The sequence below is a fragment of the Allobosea sp. AAP35 genome (assembly GCF_001295925.1).
In the GTDB taxonomy this organism is placed as follows: domain Bacteria; phylum Pseudomonadota; class Alphaproteobacteria; order Rhizobiales; family Beijerinckiaceae; genus Allobosea.
Genome location: NZ_LJHQ01000011.1, coordinates 119,486 through 146,423 on the forward strand (window position 1 = coordinate 119,486; position 26,938 = coordinate 146,423).

Consider the following 26,938-nt stretch of genomic DNA (forward strand, 5'->3'; position numbering starts at 1 on the left):
CGGTTTACCACCGGCGAGGCGCGGGCGGGGGAATGTCCCGAGCGGCAAAGGGGGCGGACTGTAAATCCGCTGGCTATGCCTTCGCAGGTTCGAGTCCTGCTTCCCCCACCATCTCCTATCAGAGCCGCGAACCACGCCGCGTCGCGCGGCCTGGTTTCGCGGGTCCTGCCTGGCGGAACGAATCCAGCACCGCATCGTTTGCGACCCATGTGAGTGTGGAGTCGCGTCATGAGTCACGATCGAATGCTGCGGTCGAGCCCTGGAGGGGCCGACATCCTCAAAAGCCCGCTGAGCCGGCGCGAGGATGAGCGCCAGGGCAGTCTCGACCTCGGACCGTCTCGTCCCGAGCCTGTGACGAGCGTCTATGGCCGGATCGAACAGCTCTCCTACGAGAATGGCCAATTGCGGATGCTGCTGGCTCAGGGTTCGGGCCGGGCCGATGCTTCGCGCGCCACCTATCGCGCCTATCACCCCTTGCAGGGCTGGATCGACAAGGTCGATGGCGTGGCCGCATGCGCGCGCGGGTTTGCCGATAAACTGGCCGCCGTCACCGCGATCCGCGCCAGCACCGAGCCTGATTCTTCAGATGCCGCAGCGGTGAACGCGGCCATCGCGCTCGTCGCCGAGGAGGCGGACGCCTTGATCAACGCCCTGATCGCGGATGCCGAGGCGCGCGATCTCACCCCTTCGGGGCCGTGGATGGACATCCCCCTGGTCGAGTGCCGGGCGTTCCAGGCCTCCGCTCAGGATCGCGCATCCTCCCAGTAGCCGACTTCGGGCAGCAGAGCCGGCCGCAAGACGCGCGTCTCCAGAACTCAGCGCGCCGCCATGCCGCCTTCGGTCGCCGGGGGCAGGGTGGTGCCGGGGCCGAGCGAGCGCTGGACCATGACGCTGTCGGACCATTTCCCATAGCGATAGGCGACGCCGGGCAGCAGGCCGACCCGCGCGAAGCCGAAGCGCTCATGCAGCACCAGCGAGGCCGTGTTCTCGGCGTCGATATAGCCGATCATCTGCCGGTAGCCGGCCGCGGCGCTGGCATCGATCAGCCCCTGCATCAGCAGCCGGCCGATGCCGCGACCGAGATGGTCATGGTGGACATAGACCGAGTGCTTGACGGTGAAGCGATAGGCCGGCCGTTTCCGGAACAGCACGACATAGGCATAGCCGACGACCTCGCCCTGGAGCGTCGCCACCAGATGCGGCAGCTTTTTGTTGCGCGGATTTTTGCTGCTGAGCAGGTTCTTGCGGCGGTCCTTCAAATCGTCGGGTTGAGGCGTGCCGGTATCGGCGACGCTGTCCTCGACGCCGCGACGGATATGGCGGCGGTAGATCGCCAGCATCGGCTCGACATCGGCGTCGCGCGACGGCCGGATGACGATGGGGGTGTGCGGCTCCATCTTCTGCATTGCCCGCCTTCAGCCGACGGCCGGTTCGCTGACGACATAGGTGTAGAGCCGCACCGCGCCGGCGTGATCGGTCTCGCGATAGACGCCCTGGATCTCGACATCGAAGCCGGGGAAGGTGTTGAAGCTCGCCTCGAACATCCGGAGATAGTCGATCATCGGCTGGGCGCGCTCGCCCAGGCGCTCGCCGGGTACGATGGAGGCGATGCCCGGAGGATAGACCACGAAGGGCGTCGTCGCGATGCGTCCGGCGATGGCGTCGATCGGCAGGTAGTCGACATCGTTGCGCACGAGGCTGCGCGCGGCGTCATGGGGCGACATCGCCATCTCGGGCAGGTGTTCCTGCAGGAACTGACGCGTCTGCAGGCCACTGACGTCCCAATCCCGGAAGAAGCGGTGCATCTGGCCGCAGAGATCGCGCAGGCGCACGCCGTCATAGCGCGCCGGCCGGCGCCGGTAGAACTCCGGGATCACGTCCTCGAGCAGGGCGTTGTCGTCATGCAGCTTCTTGAAGGCGACGAGCCCGCTGATCAGCGTCCCGGCCTTGCTGGCCTCGACGCCCGGCGTCAGCAGGAAGAGCAGCGAGTTGAGGTCGTTCTTCTCGGCGACGATGCGGTTCTCGCGCAGGAACTGGGCGACGACCGGCGCGGGGATGCCGTGATCCTCATAGGCGCCGGTCGTGCGGTCGAAGCCCGGCGTGAGCAGCGTCAGCTTGTTGGGGTCGGTCATGGCGAAGCCTGCCTGCATCCCCGCGAAGCCGTGCCAGCCGGCGCCGGGCGCCAGCTGCCAGAAAGCCGGGTCGCTGGCGAGTTGGTCGGTCGCGACCATCTCCCAGGCGACGTCATGCACGCCGCCGGGCCGGGCCGCGTCGGGAATCGAGACCCGGTCGGGCACGAAGGGCTCGAAGAACCAGCGCCGCTCGGGCCGCGCCTCCTTCTCCTCGAATTCGCGCCGGACGGCCCTGATCTTCTTGCGCAGCTCGATGCCGAGCCGGATCGTGTCGTCCCACAGCACTTCGCCCGAACGGCCCTTCATCATCTGCGCGCCGACATCCAGCGAGGCGAAGAGCGGGTAGAAGGGCGAGGTCGAGGCGTATTGCATGAAGCTTTCATTGAAGCGGCGGTGCTCGACGCGCCGCTTCTGGCCCTTGATGTGCCGGTCTTTCATGTGAATCTGCGAGGCCTGGCTGAAGCTCGCCAGCTGCTTGTGGGTCGATTGCGTGGCGATGATGCCAGGCGAGTCCGGCCCCAGATCCTTCAGCCCCATGGCGAAGCGCCCGGCATAGAGCGGGTGGAACTTCATGAAGCCGGCCCAGGCCTCGTCGAACAGGATGTAGTCGCAAAGATGCCCGATCTTATCGAGGATCATCTGTGCGCTATGGATCGTGCCGTCATAGGTGCATTGCTCGACGACCGCGACGCGGAAGGGGCGCGGCTTCTTCCAGGCCTCGGGATCCTTCACCAGCGGGTTGGTGCGGATGCGCTCGCGTAGGGCGTCCTCGTCGAAGCTGTCCCAGCGCATCGGGCCGATCAGCCCCCAGGCATTGCGCACGGTGGGGATATAGACCGGGGTGCCGCCGGAGATCAGCAGCGCGCCATGATGGGCGGCCTTGTGGTTGTTGCGGTCGAAGAGGACGAGATCGCCATCTGTGACCAGCGCCGCCAGCGCCACCTTGTTGGAGGTCGAGGTGCCGTTCAGCACAAAATAGGTCTTCTCCGCCCCGAAGATCTGGGCGGCCTCCTTCTGGGCCCGCAGCGCCGGGCCCTCATGGGTCAGGAGGTCGCCGAGGTCGAGCACCGAGTTGTCGAGGTCGTCGCGGAAGACCGCCTCGCCGAGATGCTCCATGAAGACCCGGCCGATCGGGCTGCGGCTGTAGAACACGCCGCCATTATGGCCGGGGCAGGTCCAAAGATGGTTGCCTTCCTCGGCATAGTCGACGAGAGCGCCGAAGAACGGCGTCTTCAGCGTCTCGGCATATTGCTTGAGCCGGCTGATCAGGCTCTTGGCGATGAACGGCGGGGTTTCCTCGGAGAGGAAGATGTAGCCGTCGATGAAGTCGAGGACTTCGACCGGCACATCCTCGAAGCGCTTGCGGCGGATCAGCAGGATGATCGGGAATTCAAGCCCGCGCCGGCGCATCAAATTGATCAGCGAGGCCGTCTTGCCCTCGAGACCCTTCTTGCCCCAGTCGACGACCATGCAGCCGATGGCCGCGTCGGTCTGCACCGCGATCTCGGCATCCTCGAGCTTGCGCGCCTTGACGACCTCGAAGCCTGACCGCTCGATCTCGTCGACGATCTGATGGAAGCGGATTCCCTCGAGATCCTCGGCATCGAAGTTCGGCGTCGCGAACAGGAAGGTGAAGCGCCTGAAATAATCCATCTGAACCCCGTGCGTGCGAATCCTGTGATATCTACAGATTTCATGACGGTCCGACGAATGATCTGATTGGTCGGCTCCCATTTGCCCAAAGCCGGCCGCCCGGCGCGGCACGCGCAGGGCCGCGCTGACAGGAAATGTCGGTAAACCGTCATGGCACCGACGCCAATCCCGGCTATGCCGTGCGTATTGGGGGGGGAACTGATGTTTTCGCTGCAAGGTCAGAAGATCCTTGTCGTTGGGATCGCCAATGAGCAGTCCATCGCCTGGGGCTGCGCCAAGGCATTCCGCGAACAAGGCGCCGATCTCGCCATCACATGGCTGAATGCCAAGGCCGAGCCCCATGTCCGGCCGCTTGCCGAGTCGCTCGGCGCGCAGATCATGGCGCCGCTCGACGTCACCCAGCCTGGAGCGATGGCGGCGCTGTTTGACGAGATCAGCCAACGCTGGGGCCGGCTCGACACGCTGCTGCACTCGATCGCCTTTGCCCCGAAGGCCGATCTGCAAGGCCGCGTGATCGACTGCTCTCCGGAGGGGTTTGCCCAGGCGATGACGATCTCGGTGCATTCCTTCCTGCAGATGATGCGGCTGGCCGAGCCGCTGATGCCCGGCGGCGGCACCTGTCTGTCGGTCTCGTTCTTCGGCTCGTCGCAGGTCGTGCGGCATTACAACATGATGGGCCCGGTCAAGGCCGCGCTCGAAAGCGCGGTACGCTATGCGGCGGCCGAGCTCGGCGAGCAAGGTATCCGGGTGCACGCGCTTTCGCCGGGGCCGCTGGCGACGCGGGCCGCGTCCGGCATCGATCATTTCGACGAACTGCTCGACGCAGCCGCCAGCCGCGCGCCCACCCGCCACCTCGCCACGATCGAGGATGTCGGCGCGATGGCGGCCTTTCTGGCTTCCGCCGAGGCACGCAATCTGACCGGTGGCATTCACGCCATCGATGGCGGCTTCTCGATCGTCGCGTGAGGGAGAGACGACCCGTTGCCGGCTACCATCAACCGCTACCACGGTCCCGCTGCCCATGGCCCGGCGTCTTCGACGGGTGCGAGGCCGTGACCGCTCCTGCGGAAAGCGCTAAGGCTGCCGGGGTCGCGCGGCGCCACCACCATGGCCAGACCGCGGCCAGACAGGACGATTGAGATGCATCTGACCAACCGGACCTTCGCCGAGCTCGAGCCCGGCGAAACGGCGGAACTGCGCCGCATCATCACGCCCGACGACCTCTATGTCTTCGCGGCGGCCTCGGGCAATTACAATCCGATGCATCTGCCGCAGACCGATGTCGACGGCGACGGGTTGGCCGAGAACATCGCGCCCGGCATGTTCGTCGCCTCGCAGATATCGGCGGTGCTGGGGATGCTGCTTCCCGGGGCCGGAACGCTCTACCGCCGCCAGGTGCTGGATTTTCACGAGCGCGCCCATGCCGGCGACGAGGTGTTGTGCCGGGTCAAGGTGGTCGAGAAGCTCGCCGATGGCGTGGTCCGGTTGGAGACGCAGGTCGTTCGTGCCGCCGACGGGGTCGTGATCGTCAGCGGCGAGGCCCTCGTGATCGCCCCGCAGGTAAAGTTCGACCGCGAGGATGTCGAGGTGCCGGGTCTCGTTGTCCAGCGCCACCGGCATTTCGAGGCGCTGCTGGAGCGCGCGCGGCCGCTGCCGGCGCTGCCGGTCGCCGTGGTCTGCCCGCATGACGAGAATTCGCTCGGCGGTGCGCTGCTGGCGGCGAAGGAAACCATCATCACGCCGATCCTGATCGGCCGCGAAGACAAGATCCGCGCCGCAGCCCTGGCGCTGGAGGCCGATCTGTCAGGGTTCGAGATCATCGACATCGCCAGCGACGTCGCGGCGGCGGCGATGGCCTGCCAACTTGTGCATGAGGGACGCGCCGGGGCGGTGATGAAAGGCCATCTCCACACCGACGATCTCCTGAAGCCGATGCTGGACAAGACCACCGGCCTGCGCGTTGGGCGGCGCTTCACCCATGTCTTCGTGATGGATGTCCCCGGCCGGCCCGAGCCGGTGATGGTGACCGACGCCGCGATCAACATCGCGCCCGACCTCGCCACCAAGGTCGACATCGTCCAGAACGCGATCGATCTCGCCCGCTCGCTCGGGATGGATCCGCGCGCCGGCATTCTCTCGGCGGTGGAGACCGTCAACCCCGCGATCCAGTCCTCGATCGATGGTGCGCTCCTGTCGAAGATGGCCGAGCGCGGCCAGATCACCGGCGGGCAGGTCGATGGGCCGCTCGCCATGGACAATGCGGTCGACCGCGCCGCCGCGCGCAGCAAGGGGCTGAAGGGTGGGGTCGCCGGCCAGGCGAACATCCTCGTCGTGCCGGGCATCGATTCCGGCAATATGCTGGCCAAGCAGCTCTCCTTCGTGAGCCATGCCGAGGGCGCCGGGCTCGTGCTCGGCGCGCGCGTCCCGGTGATCCTGAATTCGCGCTCCGACAGCGCGATGTCGCGCCTGGCTTCCTGCGCGGTGGCAGCCCTTCACCACGCCTACAAGGGTGAGACGCCATGACGGCAGAGATCGTCACCACGGACATGGAGGCGCCCGACGTCTGGCGGGATGCCGGCTTCCTGGCGCTGAACGCCGGCTCCTCCTCGCTGAAATTCGCGGTCTTCCCAGCGCAGGGCGAAACGGCGCTGATGACCGGGCAGGTCGACCGGATCGGCCCCGAAGGCACGCTCAAGATCAAGGATGGCGAAGGCCGGCCGATCGAGCCCGCCGCGGGCGCGCTGACCAGCCACGACACCGCGCTTTCCACCGTGATCGCGACGCTCAAGCGCGAATTACCCGATCTGGAGATTGCCGCCGTCGGGCACCGCGTCGTGCATGGCGGCATCCATTACACGGCGCCGGTGGTGGTGGACGAGGCGGCGCTGGAGACGTTTGCGACCCTGTCCTCCTTTGCGCCGCTGCACCAGCCGCACAACATCTCCGGCATTCGCGCCGCGATGGAGGCGTTTCCCGGCGTGGTGCAGGTCGCCTGTTTCGACACCGCATTCCATCGCGGCCAGCCCCTCGTCAACGACACCTTCGCTTTGCCGCATCGCTATTACGAGCAGGGCGTGCGTCGCTACGGTTTCCACGGGCTGAGCTACGAATACATCACCGGCGAGATGACGAGGATCGCCCCGCATCTGATGGCCGGCCGCGTCGTCGTCGCGCATCTGGGCAACGGCGCCTCGATGTGCGCGATCTATCGGGGGCGCTCGGTCGCCTCCTCGATGGGGTTTTCGGCGCTCGACGGGCTGCCGATGGGCACGCGCTGCGGCCAGCTCGATCCCGGCGTGATGCTCTACATGCTGGACCAGGAAAAGCTGAACACCGCCCAGATCCGCCAGATCCTCTACAATGAGTCGGGACTGCTCGGCCTCTCCGGCGGGCTTTCCAACGACATGCGCACGCTGGAGGAGGCCGACACGCCTGAATCCCACCGGGCGATCGATTATTTCGTCTTCCGCATCCAGCGTGAGCTCGGCGCGATGGCCGCCGTGATGGGCGGCATCGACGCACTCGTCTTCTGCGGCGGGATCGGCGAGAATTCGCGCGTGGTCAGGCGCCGCGTCTGCGAGCGGCTGGGCTGGATGGGGATCGAGATCGACCATGGCCGCAATGCCGAAAGCGCGACGGTGATTTCCTCGGAATTCGCTCGCACAACTGTGATGATCGTGCCGACCCGCGAGGATCTGGTGATCGCTCGCGCCGCCCGCGCCAGCGTCGGCGTGCCGGCGAAAGACCCCGCCTGAGCCTTGTGTCTTGGTCATGCGGCGATCCATCGCCTGGCCTGCTCCCGTCTCCCGGCTCGCCGAAACCCGCATCGTGCATCCTGGGGGGCTATGACGTGGTGTTGCCGCCCAGCCGGCGATTGCCCCGATCGGGAAATCATGCCCTATTGACGCAACGGCCGCAGTGTAAAGCGGCGGCTTGGGAGCCATGGGGGGAGATGGTGGCCAGCAACGTCAAGAACACGCCATGCAGGAATGGCCGGCGCGAGAGCCTCTGGATCAGCCGGTCTGCAGGGGCGTGCCTCGCGCTGGGCCTTGCCTTGGCGCTGGGCGGCTGCCTGTCCAGCGGGGAGAGCGAGCGGGCCGCGCAGCCGCAGGTCGTCGCATCGGCGGCAGCGCCGAGCGATATCGGCGTCAACATGCTGATCGGGAACTGGGGGATCGCCTCCTTCCATACCGAAAAGGATCGCAAGCGCACCGAGGCGCAGGCGAAGGCCGCTTGCAGCCAGCCCTATGTCATCCGGAAGGGCGCTGGCGACGGCGTGATGATGCATGCCGCCGACGACCCCAAGCTCTATGAGCTGCGGCTCAAGGCCGGGCCGGGCGGACGGACCTTCCTCGGCTTCGAGGCGCCGCCTGGCGACCTCCAGGATCGCGAGATCCTGTCCGCATCGGACTCCATGCTGGTCATGCGTTTCGTCGATCCCGACGCTCATCGCCGCTATGGCACCTTCATCTATGTGCGTTGCCGTTGAGCCGGAGGACAGCATGAATTGTTGGGGTCTCGTTCCGGCACGGGCCGGTTTTTGGGGTGTGCTGCTGGCCAGCTGGCTTGGGGTTTCGCCGGCGGCGTTGGCTCAGCCGCGACCGCCCGCCGCTTTGCAGGAGACGATGGATGTCGGCGACGAGCCGGGCCGGGTCTCGACCGAGGAGGTGACCATCACCGAGGGGCCCTTTGCCCGCCAGATGGTGCTGTTCCGCTCCAGCGAGCCGCCTGGAACGGTCGTCATCCAGTCGGCCGAGCGCTTCCTCTATGTGGTGCAGGGCAATGGACGGGCGCTGCGCTACGGCATCGGCGTCGGCCGCGAGGGCTTCCAGTGGTCCGGGCAGGTGCAGGTCAGCCGCAAGGCGGAATGGCCGGACTGGCGCCCGCCGCCGGAGATGCTGCAGCGCCAGCCCTATCTGCCACGCTTCATGGCCGGGGGGCCGGGCAATCCGATGGGCGCGAGGGCGCTCTATCTCGGCTCGACCGTGTTTCGCATCCACGGCACCAACCAGCCCGAGACGATCGGCGAGGCCATTTCCTCGGGCTGCTTCCGGCTCGCCAATGGCGATGTCGCCGATCTCTACGAGCGGGTCCCTCTGGGGACGAAGGTGATCATCCGTCACAAGGCGACGCTGTAGCGCGCGACCGCGCCATCACGCCATCTCCGGGGGGAAAGCCATGTCGAAGCGTTCAACCACGCGTCCGCGCCGCATCGGCCGGTTCGCGGCCATCGCGCTTGCCATCGGCCTCGCCGCGCCCGCCGACGCCGGTACGCTTGAGACTGTCAAGCAGCGCGGCACGCTGTCCTGCGGCGTCAGCGAGGGGCTGAACGGCTTTTCAGCCAAGGACGCACAGGGGCAGTGGGTGGGGTTCGATGTCGATTTCTGCCGTGCGCTCGCGGCGGCCGTGCTGGGCGATCCGCAGAAGGTGACGTTCACGCCGCTTTCGGCGAGCGAGCGCTTCGATGCGCTCAAAGCCGCGAAGGTCGATCTGCTCTCGCGCAACTCGACCTGGACGCTGGGGCGCGAGGCGCAGCTTGGCCTCGCCTTCGCCGGAATCACCTATCATGACGGACAGGGCTTCCTGGCCAAGCGCGCGCTGCGTGTCGATGGCGCGCTGGCCCTCGACAAGGCCAGGATCTGTGTCGAGACGGGCACAACCTCGCAGTTTAACCTGGCCGATTTCTTCCGGGCCAATTCGCTGACCTATGAGGAGAAGCTGTTCCCAGGAGCGGCCGAGGCGTTTGCCGCCTTCGAGTCCGGCCAGTGCGATGTGCTGACCCGCGACCAGTCGGCGCTCTATGGCGAGCGGCTGAGGCTGGCCAAGCCCAGTGAGGCGATCGTGCTGCCCGACGTGATCTCGAAGGAGCCGCTCGGGCCCGTTGTCCGCAGCGACGATTTCGCCTGGTTCACCGTGGTCAAATGGGTCAATTTCGCGCTGATCAATGCCGAGGAACTCGGCATTTCGGCGGCCAATCTCGACGAGGCTCTTAAATCCCAGAAACCCGATGTGCGCCGCTTTACCGGTGCCGAGGGCGGCTTCGGCAAGGCGCTGGGGCTCGATGCCGACTGGGCGGTCAAGGCGGTGCGGGCAGGCGGCAGCTATGCCGAGATCTATGAGCGCAATCTCGGCACGGGCTCCAAGCTGGCCATTCCGCGCGGGCTGAACCAGCTCTGGAACATGGGCGGCGTGCTCTACGCGCCGCCGCTGCGCTGACGCGCCGGCCATCGCGACGTTCCGTTTCTCAGGGCAGGTTGCGATAAAACGCACTGGCGCGCGCGACGGGCTCGGGCCTAGGCTGGCGCAAGGCGCGCGGATGGGTCCGACTCGATTTGACCCGGGCGCGCCGCTGGGGAGAAATGAAGATGACGGTGGTCGCGCTGTTCGGGGCCGGCGGCAAGATGGGGATGCGGCTGGGCCGCAACCTCGCCGCCTCGCGTTTCACCATGCGGCCCGTCGAGGTCAGCCCGGCCGGCCGCGAGCGGGTGCGCGAGGCCTTTGGGCTCGATTGCATGGCAGCGGAGGCTGCGGTTGCGGGCGCCGAGGTCGTCGTGCTCGCCGTGCCCGACACCCATGTCGGCGCCGTCGCCAAGACGCTGCTTCCCATCCTGGCTCCGGGCACGATCGTCGTCATTCTCGATGCCGCCGCGCCCCATGCCGGCCATCTGCCGGAGCGGCCCGATATCACCTATTTCGTGACGCATCCCTGCCATCCGCCGATCTTCAACGACGAGACCGACCCCGCCGCCAAGGCCGATCATTTCGGCGGGATCGCCGCGAAGCAGCACATCGTCAATGCGCTGATGCAGGGGCCCGAAGAGCACTACGCGCTGGGCGAGGAGGTCGCGCGGGCGATCTGGGCGCCGGTGATGCGCTCGCATCGCGTCACCGTCGCGCAGATGGCGATCCTCGAGCCCGGCCTCTCGGAAACCGTCTGCGCCACGCTGCTGGACGCGATGCGCGAGGCGATGGAGGAGGCCATCGCGCGCGGCGTGCCGCGCGAGGCGGCGCGCGACTTCCTGCTCGGGCATATGAACATCCTCGCCGCCGTCACCTTCGAGGAGGTGCCGGGCGTGTTTTCCGACGCCTGCAACAAGGCGATCGTCTTCGGCAAGGACACGATCCTGAAGCCGGACTGGAAGCGGCTGTTCGAGCCTAAGGAGATCGCCGCCAGCGTGCGCCGCATCACCTGAGATTTATCGGTCGCTCGCTCTTGACCTTCCCATGATGGGAATCCCCATCTCGATGGCTCGGCCCAAACACCAGGGCTCAGGCGAGATGATCATCATGCAGGCGACACTTCCCGACAGCGCGACCCGGATCGAGATCGCGATCGAGGGGATGAGCTGCGCCTCCTGTGTCGGCCGGGTCGAGAAGGCGGTGCTGGCGGTTGCTGGGGTCGCGGCGGCGTCCGTCAATCTCGCGACCAACCGTGCCAGCCTCGCACTCGACAAGGGCACGGCGACACAGCCGATCCTCGATGCGATCCGCAAGGCCGGCTACGAGCCGCGCGAGCAGACGGTCGAGCTTTCCGTCTCGGGGATGAGCTGCGCCTCCTGCGTCGGCCGGGTCGAAGCCGCGCTGGCTGCCGTACCCGGCGTGATCGAGGGCGGCGTCAATCTGGCGACGGGGCGGGCCCGGGCGCGCTATGTCGGCGGGGCGCAAACGGTCGCGGTCCTGACCGAGGCGCTGGCAAAAGCCGGCTATCCGGCGACCCCCATCCTCGATGCCGCCGCACAGACCGATCTCGACCGCGTGGCCCATGAGGCAGAACTCGCAAGTCTGCGCCGCAAGCTGACGCTGGCCGCGATCGCGACGCTGCCGATCGTCGTCTTCGAGATGGGCGCGCATCTCTCCGACGGGCTCCACCACGCGCTGGCGGGTTCGATCGGCGAGGCCAATATCCGCTACCTCTCCTTCCTGCTGGCGAGCCTCGTCCAGTTCGGGCCGGGCCTGCAGTTCTACCGCAAGGGCGGCCCGGCCTTGCTGCGCGGCGCGCCGGACATGAACTCGCTGGTCATGCTGGGGACGACGACGGCCTATCTCTATTCGGTGGTCTCGACCTTCCTGCCCGGGCTGCTGCCGGCGGGGCTGGCCTACACCTATTTCGAGGCCGGCGCGGTGATCGTCACGTTGATCCTGTTTGGCCGCTATGCCGAAGCCCGCGCCAAGGGGCGCACCGGCGACGCCATCCGCCAACTTTTGACCTTGCAGGCTAAGACCGCGCGGGTGCTGCGCGACGGCCGCGAGGCGGATGTGCCGCTGGCCGAGGTCAGGTCCGGCGATATCGTCCTTGTGCGGCCCGGCGAGCGGCTGCCGGTGGATGGCGACATCGTCGAGGGGTCGTCCTATGTCGATGAATCGATGATCACCGGCGAGCCCATTCCCGTCTCGAAGCAGGCCGGTGATTCCGTCGTCGGCGGCACGGTCAACAAGGCGGGCGCGTTCCGGCTGCGGGCGACCACGGTGGGTGCCGATTCGCTTTTGTCCCAGATCGTGCGGACGATGGAGGCGGCGCAGGGCTCCAAGCTGCCGATCCAGGCGCTGGTCGACAAGGTGACGCTGTGGTTCGTGCCGGCGGTGATGGCGGCGGCGCTCGCTACCTTCGCGGTCTGGATGATCTTCGGCCCCAGCCCGGCGCTGTCACTGGCGATCGTGAACGCTGTCGCGGTGCTGATCATTGCCTGCCCTTGCGCGATGGGGCTGGCGACGCCGACCTCGATCATGGTCGGCACGGGCAAGGCGGCGCAGATCGGCGTGCTGTTCCGGCGCGGCGAGGCGCTGCAGGCGCTGCGCGACGTCACGGTCGTGGCGCTCGACAAGACCGGCACGATCACCAAGGGACAACCGGAACTCACCGACATCACGGTTGCTGACGGGTTTGTCGAGGACGAGGTCCTGCGCCTCGTCGCTGGCGTCGAGAGCCGGTCCGAGCATCCGATCGCCGAGGCGATCGTCGCGGCGGCTGGCCGACGCGGTCTGGCGGTCGCGGCGGCGTCGGATTTTGCGGCCGATGCGGGTTTTGGTGTTTCGGCGACCATCGAGGGCCGCGCCCTGCTCGTCGGCGCCGACCGGCTGCTGGAGCGCGAGGGCATCGACATCGCGGCTTTCGCGAGCATTGCCGCGCGCCTGGGCGGGGAGGGCAAGTCGCCGCTCTATGCCGCCATCGACGGGCGACTGGCCGCGGTGCTGGCGGTGTCCGACCCGCTGAAGGAGACGAGCGTTGCGGCGCTGGAGGCGCTGCGGGCGCAGGGCCTGCGCATCGTCATGATCACCGGCGACAACCGCGCCACGGCGGAGGCCATCGCCAAGGGCCTGCCGATCGACGAGGTCGTCGCCGAGGTGCTGCCGGCCGGCAAGGTCGCAGTGATCCAGCGATTGCAGGCGGGCGGTGCGCGCGTCGCCTTCGTCGGCGACGGCATCAACGACGCGCCGGCGCTGGCGCAGGCCGATGTCGGGCTCGCCATCGGCACCGGCACCGACATCGCCATCGAGAGCGCCGATGTCGTGCTGATGTCGGGCGATCTGCGCAATGTACCCAATGCGGTGGCGCTGTCGCGCGCGACGATCCGCAACATCTCGGAGAATCTGTTCTGGGCCTTCGGCTACAATGCCGTGCTGATCCCGGTCGCGGCCGGCGTGCTCTACCCGGCCTTTGGCATCCTGATGTCGCCGATGTTCGCGGGGCTCGCCATGGCGCTGTCGAGCGTCAGCGTCGTCGCCAACGCGCTGCGGCTGAAGGGCTTTCGCCCGCCGCTGGCAGCGCAGGCCAACCGCGCCCCGCGCGGGCCGGCGGTCGCGGCGACGTGAGCGTCACGCCCCGAGGTTCGATGCGAAACCGCTGCCTGCCAGCACGCGACGGCTTGACTTCCGGACGCCGCTGGGGAATTTCGGAGATCGCGCGGGTGTAGCTCAATGGTAGAGCAGCAGCCTTCCAAGCTGAATACCCGGGTTCGATTCCCGGTACCCGCTCCATTCGCCCTCAAATCGCGTTCGTGATGGCGATCCAGCGCCCAGTCGCTGGATGGGCCGCCGCATGGTCAGTCAAATCGATGGCCACCCCAGCGTGAAATCGGTCCCCGAGACGGCTGGATGGACCAGGCGATGCCGGCGGCCGCATCGTGACGGTTCATCCTGGGTGGGTTCGAGCCAGGCTGATCGCGGGCCGGCGGGAACCCGTCTTGCCGTCTGGCGTTTACCCTTCACAAACAGGAGGTGAAGACCATGGGTGGAATTCTATTGTGGCTGGTCGGTATTCCGATTCCGCTGATCATCTTGATGTATCTGGTGTTCTGAGTTTTCAGGCGTTACCGGGCCAGAGTTGCTAGACGATTGCAAGGCTCGCATCGCCGTCATGATCAGCCGGCCATCGGGGGCGGCCGATAATGCCGCCTCGACGCCAAACACGGCCGCCACCATGGCCTTGTCGATGACGTCGCCCGGTTGACCGCAGCAGACGGCGCGGCCCTCGCGCATCACCATGACGGCATCGGCGAAGCGCGCGGCGATGTTGAGGTCGTGCAGGATCACGAGCGTGGTGAGGCTGCGCGTGCGGGTCATGCGCAGCACGATCTCCATGACCTCGAGCTGATGGCGGATGTCGAGCGCGCTGATCGGCTCGTCGAGCAAGAGCAGGGCCGGCTCGGAGGCTAGCGCCTGCGCCAGGAAGACGAGCTGGCGCTGGCCGCCGCTGAGCTCGCCGAGATAGCGCGCGGCCAGCGGCATCAAATCGAGTTCGACGAGCACGGCCTCGACGGCGTCGAGATCGTCGCGACGCACGCGCAGGCCGAGCCGCCCGAGCCGCCCGAGCAGCACGGTCTCCAGCACGGTCAGCGCGGCGCGCGCGCCGATGTCCTGCGGCATGTAGCCGATGCGCTGCGGCCGCACGGGCGAACCGTCGAACGCGACGATGCCCTCATGCCCCAACAGCCCGGCGATGGCCTTGACCAGCGAGGATTTGCCCGAGCCATTGGGGCCGATCACGGCAAGCACCTCGCCGGGATGGGCGACGAGATCGAGCCCCGCGATCGCCCGCGTCGGCCCGTAGGCGACGCTCAGGCCTTCGACCGTCAGTTTCACCAGAAGGCCCTCCGGTTGCGCAGGATCAGCCAGATGAAGAAGGGCACGCCGATCAGCGAGGTGACGATGCCGATCGGTACGATCGCGCCCGGCAGGACGGTCTTGCTGGCGATCGAGGACAGCGAGAGCAGGAGCGCGCCAAATAGCGCCGAGGCCGGCAGGAAGCTGCGCTGGTCCTCGCCGACCAGCATGCGGGCGACATGCGGCGCCACCAGCCCGACGAACCCGATCGTCCCGACGAAGGCGACAGCGATGCCGGTGAGCGCCGAGATCAGCACGAAGGAGCGCCGGCGCAGGCGTTTCACATCGACGCCCAGTCCGCGCGCCCGCTCGTCGCCGAGCTTCAGCGCGGTGAGCCGCCAGACATCGGCGACCAGCACGGGGATGCAGGCCACGAGCACCGCCGTGATGATCCAGAGCTTGCTCCAGCTCGCCTTCTGCAGTGAGCCGAACAGCCAGAACACGATCTGCTGCAAGGCCTCGGGCGAGGCGATAAACTGCAGCAGCGCCAGCAGCGCCTGGAACAGGAAGAGCAAGGCGATGCCCGCCAGAACCAGCATCTCGGGCGAGGACTCGCGCGCCTGGCCGATGCCGTAGACACCGGCGCAGGCGATGCCGGCGAAGAGGAAGGCCATCAGCGGGATGCCCCAGGCCTCGGGCACGGGCATGGCGACGCCCAGCACGATGACGAGAGCCGCCCCGAAGCCCGCACCCGCCGAGACGCCGAGCGTGTAGCTCGAGGCGAGGGGGTTGTTCAGGATCGTCTGCATGATCGCGCCCGAAAGACCCAGCGCCGCGCCGACGACGAGCGCGACGAACGCGATCGGCAGCCGGATCGACCAGATGATGGCATCGACCGTCCGGTCCTGCGCCAAGCCGAAGACGGAGCGCGCCACGGCGCCCACCGGCAGGAAGGCCGGCCCGGTCGCGACATCCAGCACCAGGCTGACCAGAATGGCGGCGGAGCCGATGGCGAGCACCGCTGCACGGCGCGCGCCCATCGCGGCATAGGTCGCGGCGAGGCTGGGCGCCAGGCTCATGGCTTCAACGGCAGCATCCAGGTGCCGCTGAAGGCCACGGGCAGATAGCTTTCGTGGTAATCCCTGAACGACCTGACCGGATCGACATCCGCGAAGGCCTCCGGATAGAGCCGCTTGCCGATATATTGCATCGCCACGAAGTCGTAGAGCGTGCGGGCGAGGCCGTGCTCGATGGCGTTGATCTCGCCCGCCTTGATCGCCTTGAGATCGGCCCAGCCAGGGCGCTGCGCATAGGGCATCAGGCTGGCGCGGGTCTCGGTTTCGGAAATGTCGTAACCAGTGCGCACGGCCTTGGGCCGGTTCACCCAGGAGGACGACGCCATCAAGATGATATCCGGGTTCTCGGCGATGACGGCTTCCGCATTGAGCGGTCCCCAGGGGCCGGGGATCTTGCCGGCGGCGATGTTCTGCGCGCCCAGCGTGGTGATGATCTTGCCCCACATCGTGTTGTTGTAGGTGTTGCCGATCGTCTCGGCGCCGGCCTGGCCGAGTTCGACATAGACCTTCTTGGGCTCGGCCCCGGCCGCCTTGGCCTTTTCGACACGCGCGAGCACATCCTTGTATTGCCGCTCATAAAGGCTCGCGAGCCCTTCGGCGCGCCCTTCCGCTCCCATCACCTTGCCGAGCGCGCGCGTCGAGGCGAGATGGCGCTCGAGCAGCTGCGCGTTGTAGTCGATGATGACGACGGGGATGCCGGCGGCCTCGATCTGCTGCATCTGGGTGGAGAGCGCCTTGTGGCCCCACTCCGACATCAGCAGCACGTCCGGCTTCAGGCCGATGACCTTTTCGGCGCTGAAGCTGTTGTCGTCGCTGTGGCCGATGTCGGGCATGGTGGCGAGGTTGGGGATCACCGCCTTGTAACGGTTGAAGATCACCGGCCGCCAACCCTCCCAGGGCGCGCGTGAGATGCCGACGACCCGGCTCCAGCCGTCGACACCGGCGACCGCCGTGAACTCCTCGAAGTTGAAGTTCACCGCGACGCGCTTGACCGGCAGCTCGACCATGACCTTGCGGCCCAGCGCGTCGGTGATCTCGGTGGGATCGGCGAACGCCGACAGCGAAGTCGCCAACAGCGCGGCGCCGGCCAGGAGGGATTTGAACGAAAGCTGCATCGTTATGTCCGTTTAATGGAGGGGCATTCGTCGGCGGGGGAGGGCTCAGTGCTTGTGGCCGGGCTCGCGCGCGCCGATGCCCTGGACGGCGAATTCGACCGCGACGGTGCCGGCCTTCTCGAACTGCAGCGTGCCCTTGACCGGCTCGCCCTCCCGGACGGGGCGCTTCAGATCCATGAACATGATGTGGTAGCCGCCGGGCTTGAGCTCGGCCTTGTCGGCGGGCTTCACCACGAGCCCCTCGGGCAGCGGGCGCATCGTCATGATGCCGTCCCTGACGGCCATCTCGTGGATCTCGATGCGGCCGGCGATCTCGGACGAAACGCCGACCAGCCGGTCGGGTACGCTGCCGCTATTCTGGATCGTCAAATAGCCGCCGGCGACCTTGGCGCCGGACGGCGTCGCACGCGTCCAGGGATGGTCGATCTTGAGCGGGCCGACCGTGAAATCATGCGCCAGCGCGACGGCGCTGGTCAGGATCAGCATCGCGGCGGCGAGATAGTGCACGGGCTTATTCATGTGGTTCTCCTGAAATCGAGAGGGGATTTTGGGCGCGCGATCGGCCGCGGTCGGGGCGCGTCCCGCTGTCAGCAGGCGGGCCGCGAACCACGCAAGGCGCGTTGGCGGATGGAGGGTAACGCGGTGTCCGCGCTGTCAGGCACGGCTGCAGGTGAGAATTGCAGGATCAGCCTGGACCCACCCTGGTCCAGTGGCTTGAGCAAACCTGCGGACATCCTCGCGGATGCGCGCCGGCCGGGTCAGACCAGGGCGGGTGGGGCGCGGGGATTGGCCGGAGAACGGCCCGCAACATAGCCCTGCGGCGCGTCGAGGCGGCGCGCGAAGGCGACGAGATCGACGCTGCGATGGATGACGGGCAGGAAGCCGACCAGCGGCGCAAGCGCGCCGCCATGGGGGAATCCGCAGCCTGGCATGCAGCAGCTCATCTGGTCATGCTGCACGGTGCCGTGATCCGAACCGCCGCCCAAGGGCATCTCGCCAGGCGCGCAGAGCGTCATCGCCAGCGTGCGGTCAAGGGTCATCGTGCCGGCCTGGCTGCCCGATGCCAGCCCCGCGAAGACCGCCTGCAGCACGAGCAGATAGGCCGCGACCAGCGCGACCCAACGGCTCGATCCTGCGCTGTGGCGAAATGCGGACAAGGACGGTTCTCCCGGAGCGCTTCCTAGCACCGGTGCGACATCTGTCAAAGGGTCGGTGACGTCAAGGCCGACGAGATCGTACCGCCGGGCGCGATCATCGGCCGGCTCGCCTCGACCGGCCGCTCGACGGGCCCGCGTCTGCATTACGAGACCCGGCTTGCGGGCGAGGCGAGCAACCCGCTGAAATTCATCGAGACCGGCACATGGCTGTCTCAGCCTGCGCTGCCGGCGAGATGAGGTGAGGCTTGCCGTCTTAGCTCGGAAACACAGCGTCATCCCGGGCTTGCCCCGGGATCCATCGTAGAGCGCCGTCGTGTCCTATGATGGATCCCGGATCGGCGCCGCTGCGCGGCTTGTCCGGAATGACGCTGTGTTTGCGCGTGCAACCCCTTAGGTGTTTGCGACCTGCTCCGCCATGAAAGCCTCCAGCGCCTCCTGCTCAGGTACGGAGAGCCGCAAACCGAGCTTGGTGCGGCGCCAGAGCACGTCCTGCGCCCGCGTCGCCCATTCCGCCCGCGTCAGATAGCGCACCTCGCATTCGTAGAGGTCGGCGCCGAAATGGTGGCCGAGATCGGCGAGCCCCGTCGCTCCTTGAAGGATCTCGCGCGCCCTCGTGCCATAGGCGCGCACCAGTCGCGTCGCCGTCTGGCGGGCCAGCCAGGGATGGGCGGCGGCCAGCGTCTCAACCTGTTCCGCGAAGCCATCGACGGGAAAATCGCCGCCGGGCAGGGTGCCGGTGACGGTCCACCTTGGACGGGTTGCCCATGCGGCGTGGGGGCTAAGCTTCTCCAGCGCCGATTCCGCCAGGCGGCGATAGGTCGTGATCTTGCCGCCGAAGACCGAGAGCAGCGGCGCCTGGCCATCGGGGGCGTCGAGCGTCAGGACATAGTCGCGCGTCGCCTCCTGAGCCTTCGAGGCGCCGTCGTCATAGAGCGGGCGCACGCCGGAATAGGTCCAGACGACGGAGGCCGGCATCACCGGCTCGCGGAAATACTCGCTGGCCGCGGCGCAGAGATAGTCGATCTCCTCGGGCGTCGCTTTCGCGCCCGCCGGGTCGCCCTGGAAATCGTGGTCGGTGGTGCCGATCAAAGTGAAGTCGCGCTCATAGGGGATCGCGAAGATGATGCGCCCGTCGGCGTTCTGGAAAATGTAGCAGCGGTCATGCGCGTAGAGCCTGGGCACGACGATATGGCTGCCCTGGACCATGCGGACGGCAGCCTTCGTATTCGAGCGCACGATGCCGCCCAGCACATCGCCGACCCATGGGCCCGCAGCGTTGACCAGCGCCCTCGCCAGCACCGTGCTGCGCGCCCCGTTGTTCTGCGTGGTGATGCGCCAGAAGCCGTTCTCGCGGTCGGCCGCGACGACGCGGGTGCGGGTGTGGATCGCGGCGCCCTTCTGCGCGGCATCCATCGCGTTCAGCACGACGAGGCGCGAATCCTCGACCCAGCAATCGGAGTATTCGAAGGCGGTGGCGCCATTGTCCTTGAGGGGTTGGCCGGCCTCGTTCTTCGACAGGTCGAGCGTGCGTGTCGCCGGCAGCTTCTTGCGGCCGCCGATATGGTCATAGAGGAACAGGCCGAGCCGCAGCAGCCAGGCCGGGCGCAGGCCCTTGTGATGCGGCAGCACGAAGCGCAGCGGCCAGATGATGTGCGGCGCGGCGGCCCAGAGCCTTTCGCGCTCCATCAGCGCCTCGCGCACCAGCCTGAACTCGTGATGCTCGAGATAGCGCAGCCCGCCATGGATCAGCTTGGTGGAGGCCGAGGAGGTGGCGCTGGCGAGGTCGTCCTTCTCGAACAGCACGACGGAGGCACCGCGCCCGGCCGCATCGCGGGCGATGCCGCAGCCATTGATGCCGCCGCCGATGACGGCGAGGTCGTAGGTTGTCTCGGTCTCGGTCATGCTGTGCATCAGGCCTTGAAGATGGTCTCAGCTCTCAACCCGTGGCGGGCGCAGGCGTTGCGTGTATCGACGACGAGTTTCGCAGATGCGACGATCAGCGCGTAATCGACGTCGTCATGGTCGGTGGCGATCAGCACGGCGTCGAAGCCGGCGATCGATTCCGCCGTCAGCGGCGTGCTGGCGCGCGCCGCGAGCGCCCCATGCCTGCGGCTCTTGCGGATCGCCGGGATGTGGGGGTCGTGATAGGCGGCCTGCGCGCCACGGGCTTCGATCAGCTCGATCAGCTTGAGGGCCGGGCTCTCGCGCATGTCCTCGACATTCTTCTTGTAGGCGAGGCCCAGCACCAGAATGCGGGCGCCACTGAAGCTGCGCCCGAGCTGGCGATCGACCAGTTCCGCCAGCCGATCGACGACGCGATAGGGCATCTCGGTATTGATCTGGCCTGCGAGCTCGATGAAGCGCGTGGCGATGTCGAATTCGCGCGCCTTCCAGGTCAGGTAGAACGGGTCGATCGGGATGCAGTGTCCGCCCAGTCCGGGGCCCGGATAGAAGGGCATGAAGCCGAAGGGCTTGGTCTTGGCAGCGTCGATCACCTCCCAGATGTCGATGCCCATCGCGGCGTAGACCTGCTTCAGCTCGTTGACGAGGGCGATGTTGACGGCGCGGAAGATGTTTTCGGTGAGCTTCACCGCCTCGGCGGTGGCGGTAGAGGACACCGGCACGGTCTGGACGACGAGGGCTGAATAGAGCGCGTCCGCCATGGCGAGTGCGTCGAGGCCGTCGCCGCCGACGACTTTCGGAATGTCGGAGGTGCCAAACTGGGCGTTGCCGGGGTCCTCGCGCTCGGGCGAATAGGCGAGGAAGAAATCCTGGCCGCTTTTCAGCCCCGTCGCCTGTTCGAGGATCGGCCGCATCAGCTCGTCGGTCGTGCCGGGATAGGTGGTGGATTCGAGCACGACGAGCTGGCCCGGATGGAGCCGTTTTGCGATCTCCCTCGTGGTGTTCTCGACATAGGAGAGATCGGGTTCACGGAAGCGCGAGAGAGGCGTCGGCACGCAGATCAGCAGGGCATCGGGCTCGGCCATCCGGTCGAAATCGGTCGTGGCCTCGAAGCGGCCCTGCGCCAGCCCGTCGATGATCAGCTCCATCGGGATGTGCTTGATCGTCTCGCGGCCGGCGTTGATCAGGTCGACCCGGGGCTGATCGACGTCGAAGCCGATCACCCTGAAGCCCTGCCGCAACGCCGCCAGCGCCAGCGGAATGCCGACATAGCCGAGCCCGACCACGCCGATCACGATGGAGCGGTCGGCCACTGCCGCCACAAACCGATGAGCCTGCGTGCCCTCCATCACCCTCACTCCGGCACGCTGTCGGCCCCGGCGGCACCCTTTGTGACGCGAGGTGCAGGCCGCGTCCGGTCCTTGCCGAGATCACCGATCATGTCAACGCGGCATGCCGTCGGTCGGCCGACGCCGCTTGCGCGAGAGGCCCGCGCGCGGTCAGATGCCGCCGGCTCGCCTGCGCCACCCTTGCCTTTCGCCCCATCTGTTCGCCCACCGGCCACCGCCCATTCCCTGGATCCCTCACTGCCATGACCGTTACCGATATTGCGTCGCGGACCTACAACCACGGCTGGCGGCTCGATCCGATCATCCGAAGCCTGCTCGATACGGATTTCTACAAGCTCCTGATGCTGCAGATGATCCGGGCCTTCCATCCGGAGGTCTCGGTCACCTTTTCGCTGATCAATCGCTCCCGGCATATCCGCCTGGCCGACATCGTCGACGAGGCGGAACTGCGCGCCCAACTCGACCATGCCCGCGATGTGCGCTTCTCGAAGAAGGAGTTGATCTGGCTGGCCGGCAACTCGTTCTACGGCAAGACGCAGATGTTCTCGCCGGACTTCATCGCCTGGCTCGCCGATTTTCGACTGCCCGATTACGACCTGCGCAAGGTTGACGGCCAGTACGAACTGCATTTCGACGGGCCGTGGACCCATACCACCATGTGGGAGGTGCCGGCCCTGGCGATCGTCAATGAATTGCGGGCCCGCCAGGTGATGAAGGGCCAGAAGCGTTTCGCGCTGGATGTGCTCTATGCCCGGGCCAAGGCCAAGATGTGGGACAAGGTCGAGCGGCTGCAGCAGCTGCCCCATCTCAGGCTTTCGGATTTCGGCACACGGCGGCGGCACGGCCATCTCTGGCAGCGCTGGTGCGTCGAGGCCTTGAAGGAGGGCCTGGGCCCGGCGTTCAGCGGCACATCGAATGTGCTTCTGGCGATGGACAACGATCTCGAAGCCATCGGCACGAACGCCCATGAACTGCCGATGGTGCTGGCCGCGCTTGCCGGGAGCGACGACGAGCTGCTGCGCGCGCCCTATCGCGTGCTCGACGAATGGCGCCAGGTCTATGGCGGCAACCTTCTGATCGCGCTGCCCGATGCTTTCGGCACCACTGGTTTCCTGCGCCATGCACCCGACTGGGTCGCCGACTGGACCGGCTTCCGGCCCGATTCGGCGCCGCCGATCCTCGCCGGCGAGGAGATCATCGCCTGGTGGCGCGAGCGAGGGCGCGATCCGAGAGAGAAGCTCCTCGTCTTCTCCGACGGGCTGGGCGTCGATGCGATCGAACGGGTCTACCATCATTTCGACGGCAAGGTCCGCATGGCCTTCGGCTGGGGCACCGATCTCACCAACGACCTGATCGGCTGTTCGCCGGACGGCTCGCATGCGCTCGACCCGATGTCGCTGGTCTGCAAGGTGACGCGCGCCAATGGCCGGCCGGCGGTGAAGCTCTCCGACAATCCCGAGAAGGTCTCGGGCGAAAGCGAAACGGTGGCGCGCTATCGCCGGGTGTTCGAGGCGGGTTAGCTGACGCAGCTTCCAGCAGCGTCAGCTTCGGAAAAATCGAGGTGCCTCGCAGAGGTGTTACTGGTTTCAACGAGTCCGGTTGAGGGACCGACGCTTCGAAGCCCTTGCGTCACTCAAGTCTTCCTGCTCTGCTGCAAGCAAGACGCCATGCTAAAAATGGCGCTTTGCAGGGGAGAGAAACATGAAGTCTGAAAAGACCATCGGAGAGTCACGCCGAAAATTCCTCAAGACCTCGCTGGTCGCCACCGCCGCGACCGTGGCGGCGCCGGCCATCGCGCAGCAATCAGGTCCGATTTCCATGCGCTGGCAGAGCACATGGCCGTCCAAGGACATCTTCCACGAATACGCGCTCGATTTCGCCAAGAAGGTCAACGACATGACCGGCGGCGAGCTGAAGATCGAGGTGCTGCCGGCCGGCGCGGTCGTGCCCGCCTTCGGCCTGCTCGAGGCGGTGTCGCGGGGCACGCTGGACGGCGGCCATGGCGTGCTCGTCTACCATTACGGCAAGCAGACGGCGCTGGCGCTGTGGGGCTCGGGCCCGGCCTATGCGATGGACGCCAACATGCTGCTCGCCTGGCACAAATATGGCGGCGGCAAGGAGTTGCTGGCCAAGCTCTATGCCTCGATCGGCGCCAATGTGCAGTCCTTCCCCTATGGACCGATGCCGACCCAGCCTTTGGGCTGGTTCAAGAAGCCGGTCACCAAGCTCGAGGATATGAAGGGGCTGAAATACCGCACCGTCGGCATTTCGATCGACATCTTTACCGGCATGGGCCTGGCCGTGAATGCGCTTCCCGGCGGCGAGATCGTCTCGGCGATGGATCGCGGCCTGCTCGACGCCGCCGAGTTCAACAATGCCAGCTCCGACCGGATCCTGGGCTTCGCTGACGTCTCGAAGGTCTGCATGCTGCAGAGCTATCACCAGAACGCCGAGCAGTTCGAGATCATGTTCAACAAGGCCAAATTCGATGCGCTGCCGGATCGGATGAAGGCGATCATCACCAATGCGGTCGAAGCAGGCTCGGCCGAAATGTCGTGGAAGGCGATCGATCGCTACTCGCAGGACTATGTCGAGCTGCAGAGCAAGGACAAGGTGCGCTTCTACAAGACCCCCGATGCGATCCTGAAGCGCCAGCTCGAGCTCTATGACGAGGTGGCGAAGAAGAAGGCGGCGGAGAATCCGCTCTTCGCCGAAATCCTGCAGTCGCAGCTTGCCTTCGCCAAGCGCGCGACGCGCTGGGAGCAGGACACGGTGGTCAATCGCAAGATGGCGTTCGACCATTACTGGGGTCCCAACGGGGTGGCCGCCAAGCTCTGAGGTCCGCGCCCCCCTCGAACGACACCGGCCATGGTCCGCACCCTCGTGCGGTCCATGGCGCCTGCCTGCGATATGAGCCTGCCTGCGAGGTGAGGGAATGAGCGTCGAGAAAGTTCTTCTCGCCTGCGACAGCATCAGCACGTTTTTCGGGAAACTCGCGGCCTGGCTGATCATCGGCCTGATGCTGCTGGTCTGCGCCGAGGTGTTCAAGCGCTACATCCTGAACGCGCCGACCGCCTGGATCTTCGACGCCAGCAACATGTTCTATGGCACGCTGTTCATGCTGTGCGGGGCCTATACGCTCGCGCAGAACGGGCATGTCCGGGGCGATTTCCTTTACAGCTCGATGAAGCCGCGCACGCAGGCCTCGCTCGATCTGGTGCTCTACATCGTCTTCTTCCTGCCGGGCATCTGCGCGCTGGTCTATGCCGGCTACAGCTATGCCGGCGATTCCTGGCGCATCGGCGAGCATTCCAACGTCACGGCGGATGGACCGCCAGTCTATCATTTCAAGACGGTCATCCCGATCGCCGGCGCGCTCGTGCTGCTGCAGGGCCTGGCCGAGATCGTCCGCTGCATCGTCTGCCTGAAGACCGGAGCGTGGCCGGCCCGCCTCAAGGATGTCGCAGAGATCGATGTTGTCGAGGAGCAGCTGGCTGCCAGCGAGCATGTCGACGAGGCGACGCGGCAAGCCGCGATCGAGGCGACCCAAAGCATCGACGAAGCGGCCCGCCAGCGCGGCCTGGGCGGAGACCGGCACCCATGAGCGATCCCGCGCTTGGCCTGAGCATGCTCGGCCTCATCGTCGTCGTCATCCTGCTCGGCTTTCCGACCGCCTTCACCCTCATGGGTCTGGGAATGCTGTTCGGCTATGCCGCGTTCTATGACCCCACCCAGGCCTGGTACGCCAACCGCGTCTTCGACCTGATGGTCCAGCGCGCCTATGGCGCGATGACCAACGACGTCCTGATCTCGATCCCGCTCTTCGTTTTGATGGGCTATGTGATGGAGCGCGGGGCGCTCGTCGACAAGATGTTCTATTCGGTGCAGCTGGCCTTCCGGAACCTGCCGGCGGCGCTGGCGGTCGCGACGCTTTTGGTGTGCACCTTCTGGGGCATTGCCAGCGGGCTGGTCGGTGCAGTCGTCGTGCTGATGGGCGTCATCGCCTTCAACCCGATGCTGAAGGCGGGCTACGATGTGCGGCTGGCAGCCGGCGTCATCACGGCCGGCGGCACGCTCGGTATCCTGATCCCGCCCTCGGTGATGATCATCGTCTATGCGGCGGTGGCGGGCCAGTCGGTGGTCAAGCTCTATGCGGCTGCGATGTTTCCGGGCTTCTTCCTAGCCTTTCTCTACCTCGTCTACATCATCGGCTGGGCGCTTCTGAATCCGCGCGTCGCGCCGAAACTGCCGCCCGAGCAGACGCGGGTTGCGGTCCCGCCCTGGACGCAGGCGCTGAGCGAGGCCTATGGCGGGCGCATGTTTCCGGCGCTCGGCAAGGCGCTGCTGGCACCGGCGAAGGCGCGGCTGATCCTGCGCGAAGAGGGGCGTCCCGTCGGCTATGGCGATGTCCTGCGGGCCTTCGCCTATGCGCTGGTCCCGCTGACCATCGTCGCAGGAACACTCGCCCTGGTGTGGTGGTATGTCGTGGTCCACCAGCAGGCCGGCGCCGCCGAGGTGGTGACGGCCGTGGAACAGCTCGGCACGCCGGATCTGGCTCCCGATCCGGCAGGCGAGGCCGAGACGGGCCCGCCTCGAGCCTTCTATTGGTGGTTTGGAGGCATCGCATTGGGCTTTGCGGGTTTGATGGCCCGCTACTACCGTCGGATGTCGGCGGAGCGCCTCGAAATCATCCGCCTGCTGACGGATTCCGTGGCACCGCTGGCGCTGTTGTCGGTGCTCGTGCTGGCCGTCATCCTGTTTGGCATCACGACCGCGACCGAATCCGCCGCCGTCGGCGCCGCCGGCGCGTTCCTGCTCGCCTTCCATGCCCGGACCCTGAACTGGAAGCGCACCAAGGAAGCCGTGTTCCTGACCGCCAAGACCACCTCGATGGTCTGCTGGCTGTTCGTGGGATCGGCGATCTTCTCGGCGGTGTTTGCTCTGCTGGGCGGTCAGGCGCTGCTGGAAAGCTGGGTCCTGTCGCTGAACCTGTCATCGCTGCAGTTCATGATCCTGTCGCAGCTGATCATCTTCGTTCTCGGCTGGCCGCTGGAATGGACCGAGATCCTGGTGATCTTCGTCCCGATCTTCCTGCCGATGCTGAAGCATTTCGGCATCGATCCAATCCTCTGGGGCGTGCTCGTCTTCGTGAACCTGCAGGCCGCGTTCCTGTCGCCGCCGGTCGCGATGTCGGCCTTCTATCTCAAGGGCGTCGCGCCGGCGCATGTCACGATCAACCAGATTTTTGCCGGCATGATGCCCTATATGCTGATCGTGATCCTCTGCATGGTGCTGATGTATCTCTGGCCGGGGCTGACCCTGTGGCTGCCGAACTATCTCTATGGCAACTGACGCACGGGTGATGCGTGCCCGCCCCGCCGGCCGCCTTGCTTTCGCAGACAAAACCCCCTAATGCGACCGCGTTTTCCGGCCGCGTAGGGCCGTCGATCAGGAACAGGGTGTCATGGCCAAAGAGAAATTCGCTCGCACGAAGCCGCATTGCAACATTGGTAC

The 26,938-nt window shown here is 66.6% G+C and carries 23 protein-coding genes and 2 tRNA genes; 16 read left to right on the forward strand and 9 right to left on the reverse strand.

The features are described from left to right. Positions 1-26: 26 nt before the first annotated feature. Both IP69_RS05950 and IP69_RS05955 read left to right on the forward strand, forming a co-directional pair. Positions 27-111: transfer RNA gene (locus IP69_RS05950), tRNA-Tyr, on the forward strand. A 117-nt stretch (positions 112-228) separates the two neighbouring features. Beyond that, entirely contained in the window at positions 229-768 is a 540-nt protein-coding gene (locus IP69_RS05955; RefSeq protein ID WP_156323310.1) for a hypothetical protein, read from the forward strand. Between the two features lie 47 nt (positions 769-815). Here IP69_RS05955 and IP69_RS05960 read toward each other — a convergent pair whose 3' ends face one another. Further along, positions 816-1,397, reverse strand: a complete 582-nt coding sequence (locus IP69_RS05960) for a GNAT family N-acetyltransferase (RefSeq protein WP_054141930.1) — start codon at positions 1,395-1,397, stop codon at positions 816-818. An 18-nt stretch (positions 1,398-1,415) separates the two neighbouring features. Beyond that, the gene (locus IP69_RS05965; protein ID WP_054141895.1) at positions 1,416-3,785 is read right to left on the reverse strand and encodes an Orn/Lys/Arg decarboxylase N-terminal domain-containing protein; all 2,370 of its coding nucleotides are present in this window, start codon (positions 3,783-3,785) and stop codon (positions 1,416-1,418) included. 201 nt (positions 3,786-3,986) lie between these two features. Here IP69_RS05965 and fabI point away from each other — a divergent pair, with 201 nt between their 5' ends. The 9 genes from fabI to IP69_RS06010 all read left to right on the forward strand — a co-directional run bounded on the left by fabI (position 3,987) and on the right by IP69_RS06010 (position 13,760). Beyond that, a complete protein-coding gene (gene fabI / locus IP69_RS05970) occupies positions 3,987-4,751 on the forward strand; it encodes an enoyl-ACP reductase FabI (protein ID WP_054141896.1) in 765 nt (254 codons plus the stop codon). Between the two features lie 174 nt (positions 4,752-4,925). After that, positions 4,926-6,308: a bifunctional enoyl-CoA hydratase/phosphate acetyltransferase gene (locus tag IP69_RS05975; RefSeq protein ID WP_054141897.1), complete on the forward strand. Its 1,383-nt coding sequence runs from the start codon at positions 4,926-4,928 to the stop codon at positions 6,306-6,308. Continuing rightward, positions 6,305-7,540: an acetate/propionate family kinase gene (locus IP69_RS05980; RefSeq protein WP_349236287.1), complete on the forward strand. Its 1,236-nt coding sequence runs from the start codon at positions 6,305-6,307 to the stop codon at positions 7,538-7,540. Before IP69_RS05975 ends, IP69_RS05980 begins: the two co-directional genes overlap by 4 nt. 197 nt (positions 7,541-7,737) lie before the next feature. Further along, positions 7,738-8,274, forward strand: coding sequence for a hypothetical protein (locus tag IP69_RS05985; protein ID WP_054141898.1), 537 nt, complete (start codon positions 7,738-7,740; stop codon positions 8,272-8,274). A 13-nt stretch (positions 8,275-8,287) separates the two neighbouring features. Next, positions 8,288-8,923, forward strand: a complete 636-nt coding sequence (locus tag IP69_RS05990; protein ID WP_054141899.1) for a L,D-transpeptidase — start codon at positions 8,288-8,290, stop codon at positions 8,921-8,923. Positions 8,924-8,963: 40 nt separating this feature from the next. Continuing rightward, positions 8,964-10,001: an amino acid ABC transporter substrate-binding protein gene (locus IP69_RS05995; RefSeq protein ID WP_054141900.1), complete on the forward strand. Its 1,038-nt coding sequence runs from the start codon at positions 8,964-8,966 to the stop codon at positions 9,999-10,001. Positions 10,002-10,150: 149 nt separating this feature from the next. Next, a complete protein-coding gene (locus tag IP69_RS06000; protein WP_054141932.1) occupies positions 10,151-10,978 on the forward strand; it encodes a phosphogluconate dehydrogenase C-terminal domain-containing protein in 828 nt (275 codons plus the stop codon). Between the two features lie 94 nt (positions 10,979-11,072). After that, entirely contained in the window at positions 11,073-13,595 is a 2,523-nt protein-coding gene (locus IP69_RS06005) for a heavy metal translocating P-type ATPase (RefSeq protein ID WP_054141933.1), read from the forward strand. A 91-nt stretch (positions 13,596-13,686) separates the two neighbouring features. Beyond that, positions 13,687-13,760: transfer RNA gene (locus tag IP69_RS06010), tRNA-Gly, on the forward strand. Between the two features lie 261 nt (positions 13,761-14,021). Here the strand turns inward: IP69_RS06010 and IP69_RS06015 are convergent. From IP69_RS06015 to IP69_RS06035, 5 genes are all read right to left on the reverse strand, one after another. Beyond that, a complete protein-coding gene (locus IP69_RS06015) occupies positions 14,022-14,864 on the reverse strand; it encodes an ABC transporter ATP-binding protein (RefSeq protein ID WP_082359008.1) in 843 nt (280 codons plus the stop codon). Beyond that, complete coding sequence (locus IP69_RS06020) at positions 14,861-15,904, reverse strand: iron ABC transporter permease (protein WP_054141901.1); 1,044 nt, start codon at positions 15,902-15,904, stop codon at positions 14,861-14,863. Before IP69_RS06020 ends, IP69_RS06015 begins: the two co-directional genes overlap by 4 nt. Then, the gene (locus tag IP69_RS06025; RefSeq protein ID WP_054141902.1) at positions 15,901-17,016 is read right to left on the reverse strand and encodes an ABC transporter substrate-binding protein; all 1,116 of its coding nucleotides are present in this window, start codon (positions 17,014-17,016) and stop codon (positions 15,901-15,903) included. The genes IP69_RS06020 and IP69_RS06025 overlap by 4 nt, the downstream gene beginning before the upstream one ends. Before the next feature lie 45 nt (positions 17,017-17,061). Continuing rightward, positions 17,062-17,535, reverse strand: coding sequence for a copper chaperone PCu(A)C (locus IP69_RS06030; protein WP_082359009.1), 474 nt, complete (start codon positions 17,533-17,535; stop codon positions 17,062-17,064). Between the two features lie 239 nt (positions 17,536-17,774). Continuing rightward, positions 17,775-18,173: a DUF2946 family protein gene (locus tag IP69_RS06035; protein ID WP_054141904.1), complete on the reverse strand. Its 399-nt coding sequence runs from the start codon at positions 18,171-18,173 to the stop codon at positions 17,775-17,777. 39 nt (positions 18,174-18,212) lie between these two features. On the opposite strand from IP69_RS06035, the gene IP69_RS21305 reads away from it, so the two are divergent. Beyond that, positions 18,213-18,410: a M23 family metallopeptidase gene (locus tag IP69_RS21305; protein WP_082359011.1), complete on the forward strand. Its 198-nt coding sequence runs from the start codon at positions 18,213-18,215 to the stop codon at positions 18,408-18,410. A 153-nt stretch (positions 18,411-18,563) separates the two neighbouring features. Here the strand turns inward: IP69_RS21305 and glpD are convergent, their stop codons facing one another. Together glpD and IP69_RS06045 are read right to left on the reverse strand one after the other, a co-directional pair. Continuing rightward, complete coding sequence (gene glpD, locus IP69_RS06040; RefSeq protein WP_248306731.1) at positions 18,564-20,075, reverse strand: glycerol-3-phosphate dehydrogenase; 1,512 nt, start codon at positions 20,073-20,075, stop codon at positions 18,564-18,566. 8 nt (positions 20,076-20,083) lie between these two features. Beyond that, on the reverse strand, positions 20,084-21,424 hold the full coding sequence (locus tag IP69_RS06045) for a nucleotide sugar dehydrogenase (protein ID WP_054141906.1): 1,341 nt from the start codon (positions 21,422-21,424) through the stop codon (positions 20,084-20,086). 242 nt (positions 21,425-21,666) lie between these two features. Here IP69_RS06045 and pncB point away from each other — a divergent pair, with 242 nt between their 5' ends. The 4 genes from pncB to IP69_RS06065 all read left to right on the forward strand — a co-directional run bounded on the left by pncB (position 21,667) and on the right by IP69_RS06065 (position 26,776). Next, positions 21,667-22,944 carry a nicotinate phosphoribosyltransferase gene (pncB, locus tag IP69_RS06050; protein WP_054141907.1) on the forward strand — a complete coding sequence of 426 codons (1,278 nt, stop codon included), beginning with the start codon at positions 21,667-21,669 and terminating at the stop codon, positions 22,942-22,944. 181 nt (positions 22,945-23,125) lie between these two features. Continuing rightward, on the forward strand, positions 23,126-24,262 hold the full coding sequence (locus IP69_RS06055) for a twin-arginine translocation signal domain-containing protein (protein ID WP_054141908.1): 1,137 nt from the start codon (positions 23,126-23,128) through the stop codon (positions 24,260-24,262). A 97-nt stretch (positions 24,263-24,359) separates the two neighbouring features. After that, a complete protein-coding gene (locus IP69_RS06060; RefSeq protein ID WP_054141909.1) occupies positions 24,360-25,028 on the forward strand; it encodes a TRAP transporter small permease subunit in 669 nt (222 codons plus the stop codon). Beyond that, positions 25,025-26,776: a TRAP transporter large permease subunit gene (locus IP69_RS06065; protein ID WP_054141910.1), complete on the forward strand. Its 1,752-nt coding sequence runs from the start codon at positions 25,025-25,027 to the stop codon at positions 26,774-26,776. Before IP69_RS06060 ends, IP69_RS06065 begins: the two co-directional genes overlap by 4 nt. Positions 26,777-26,938: the final 162 nt, after the last annotated feature.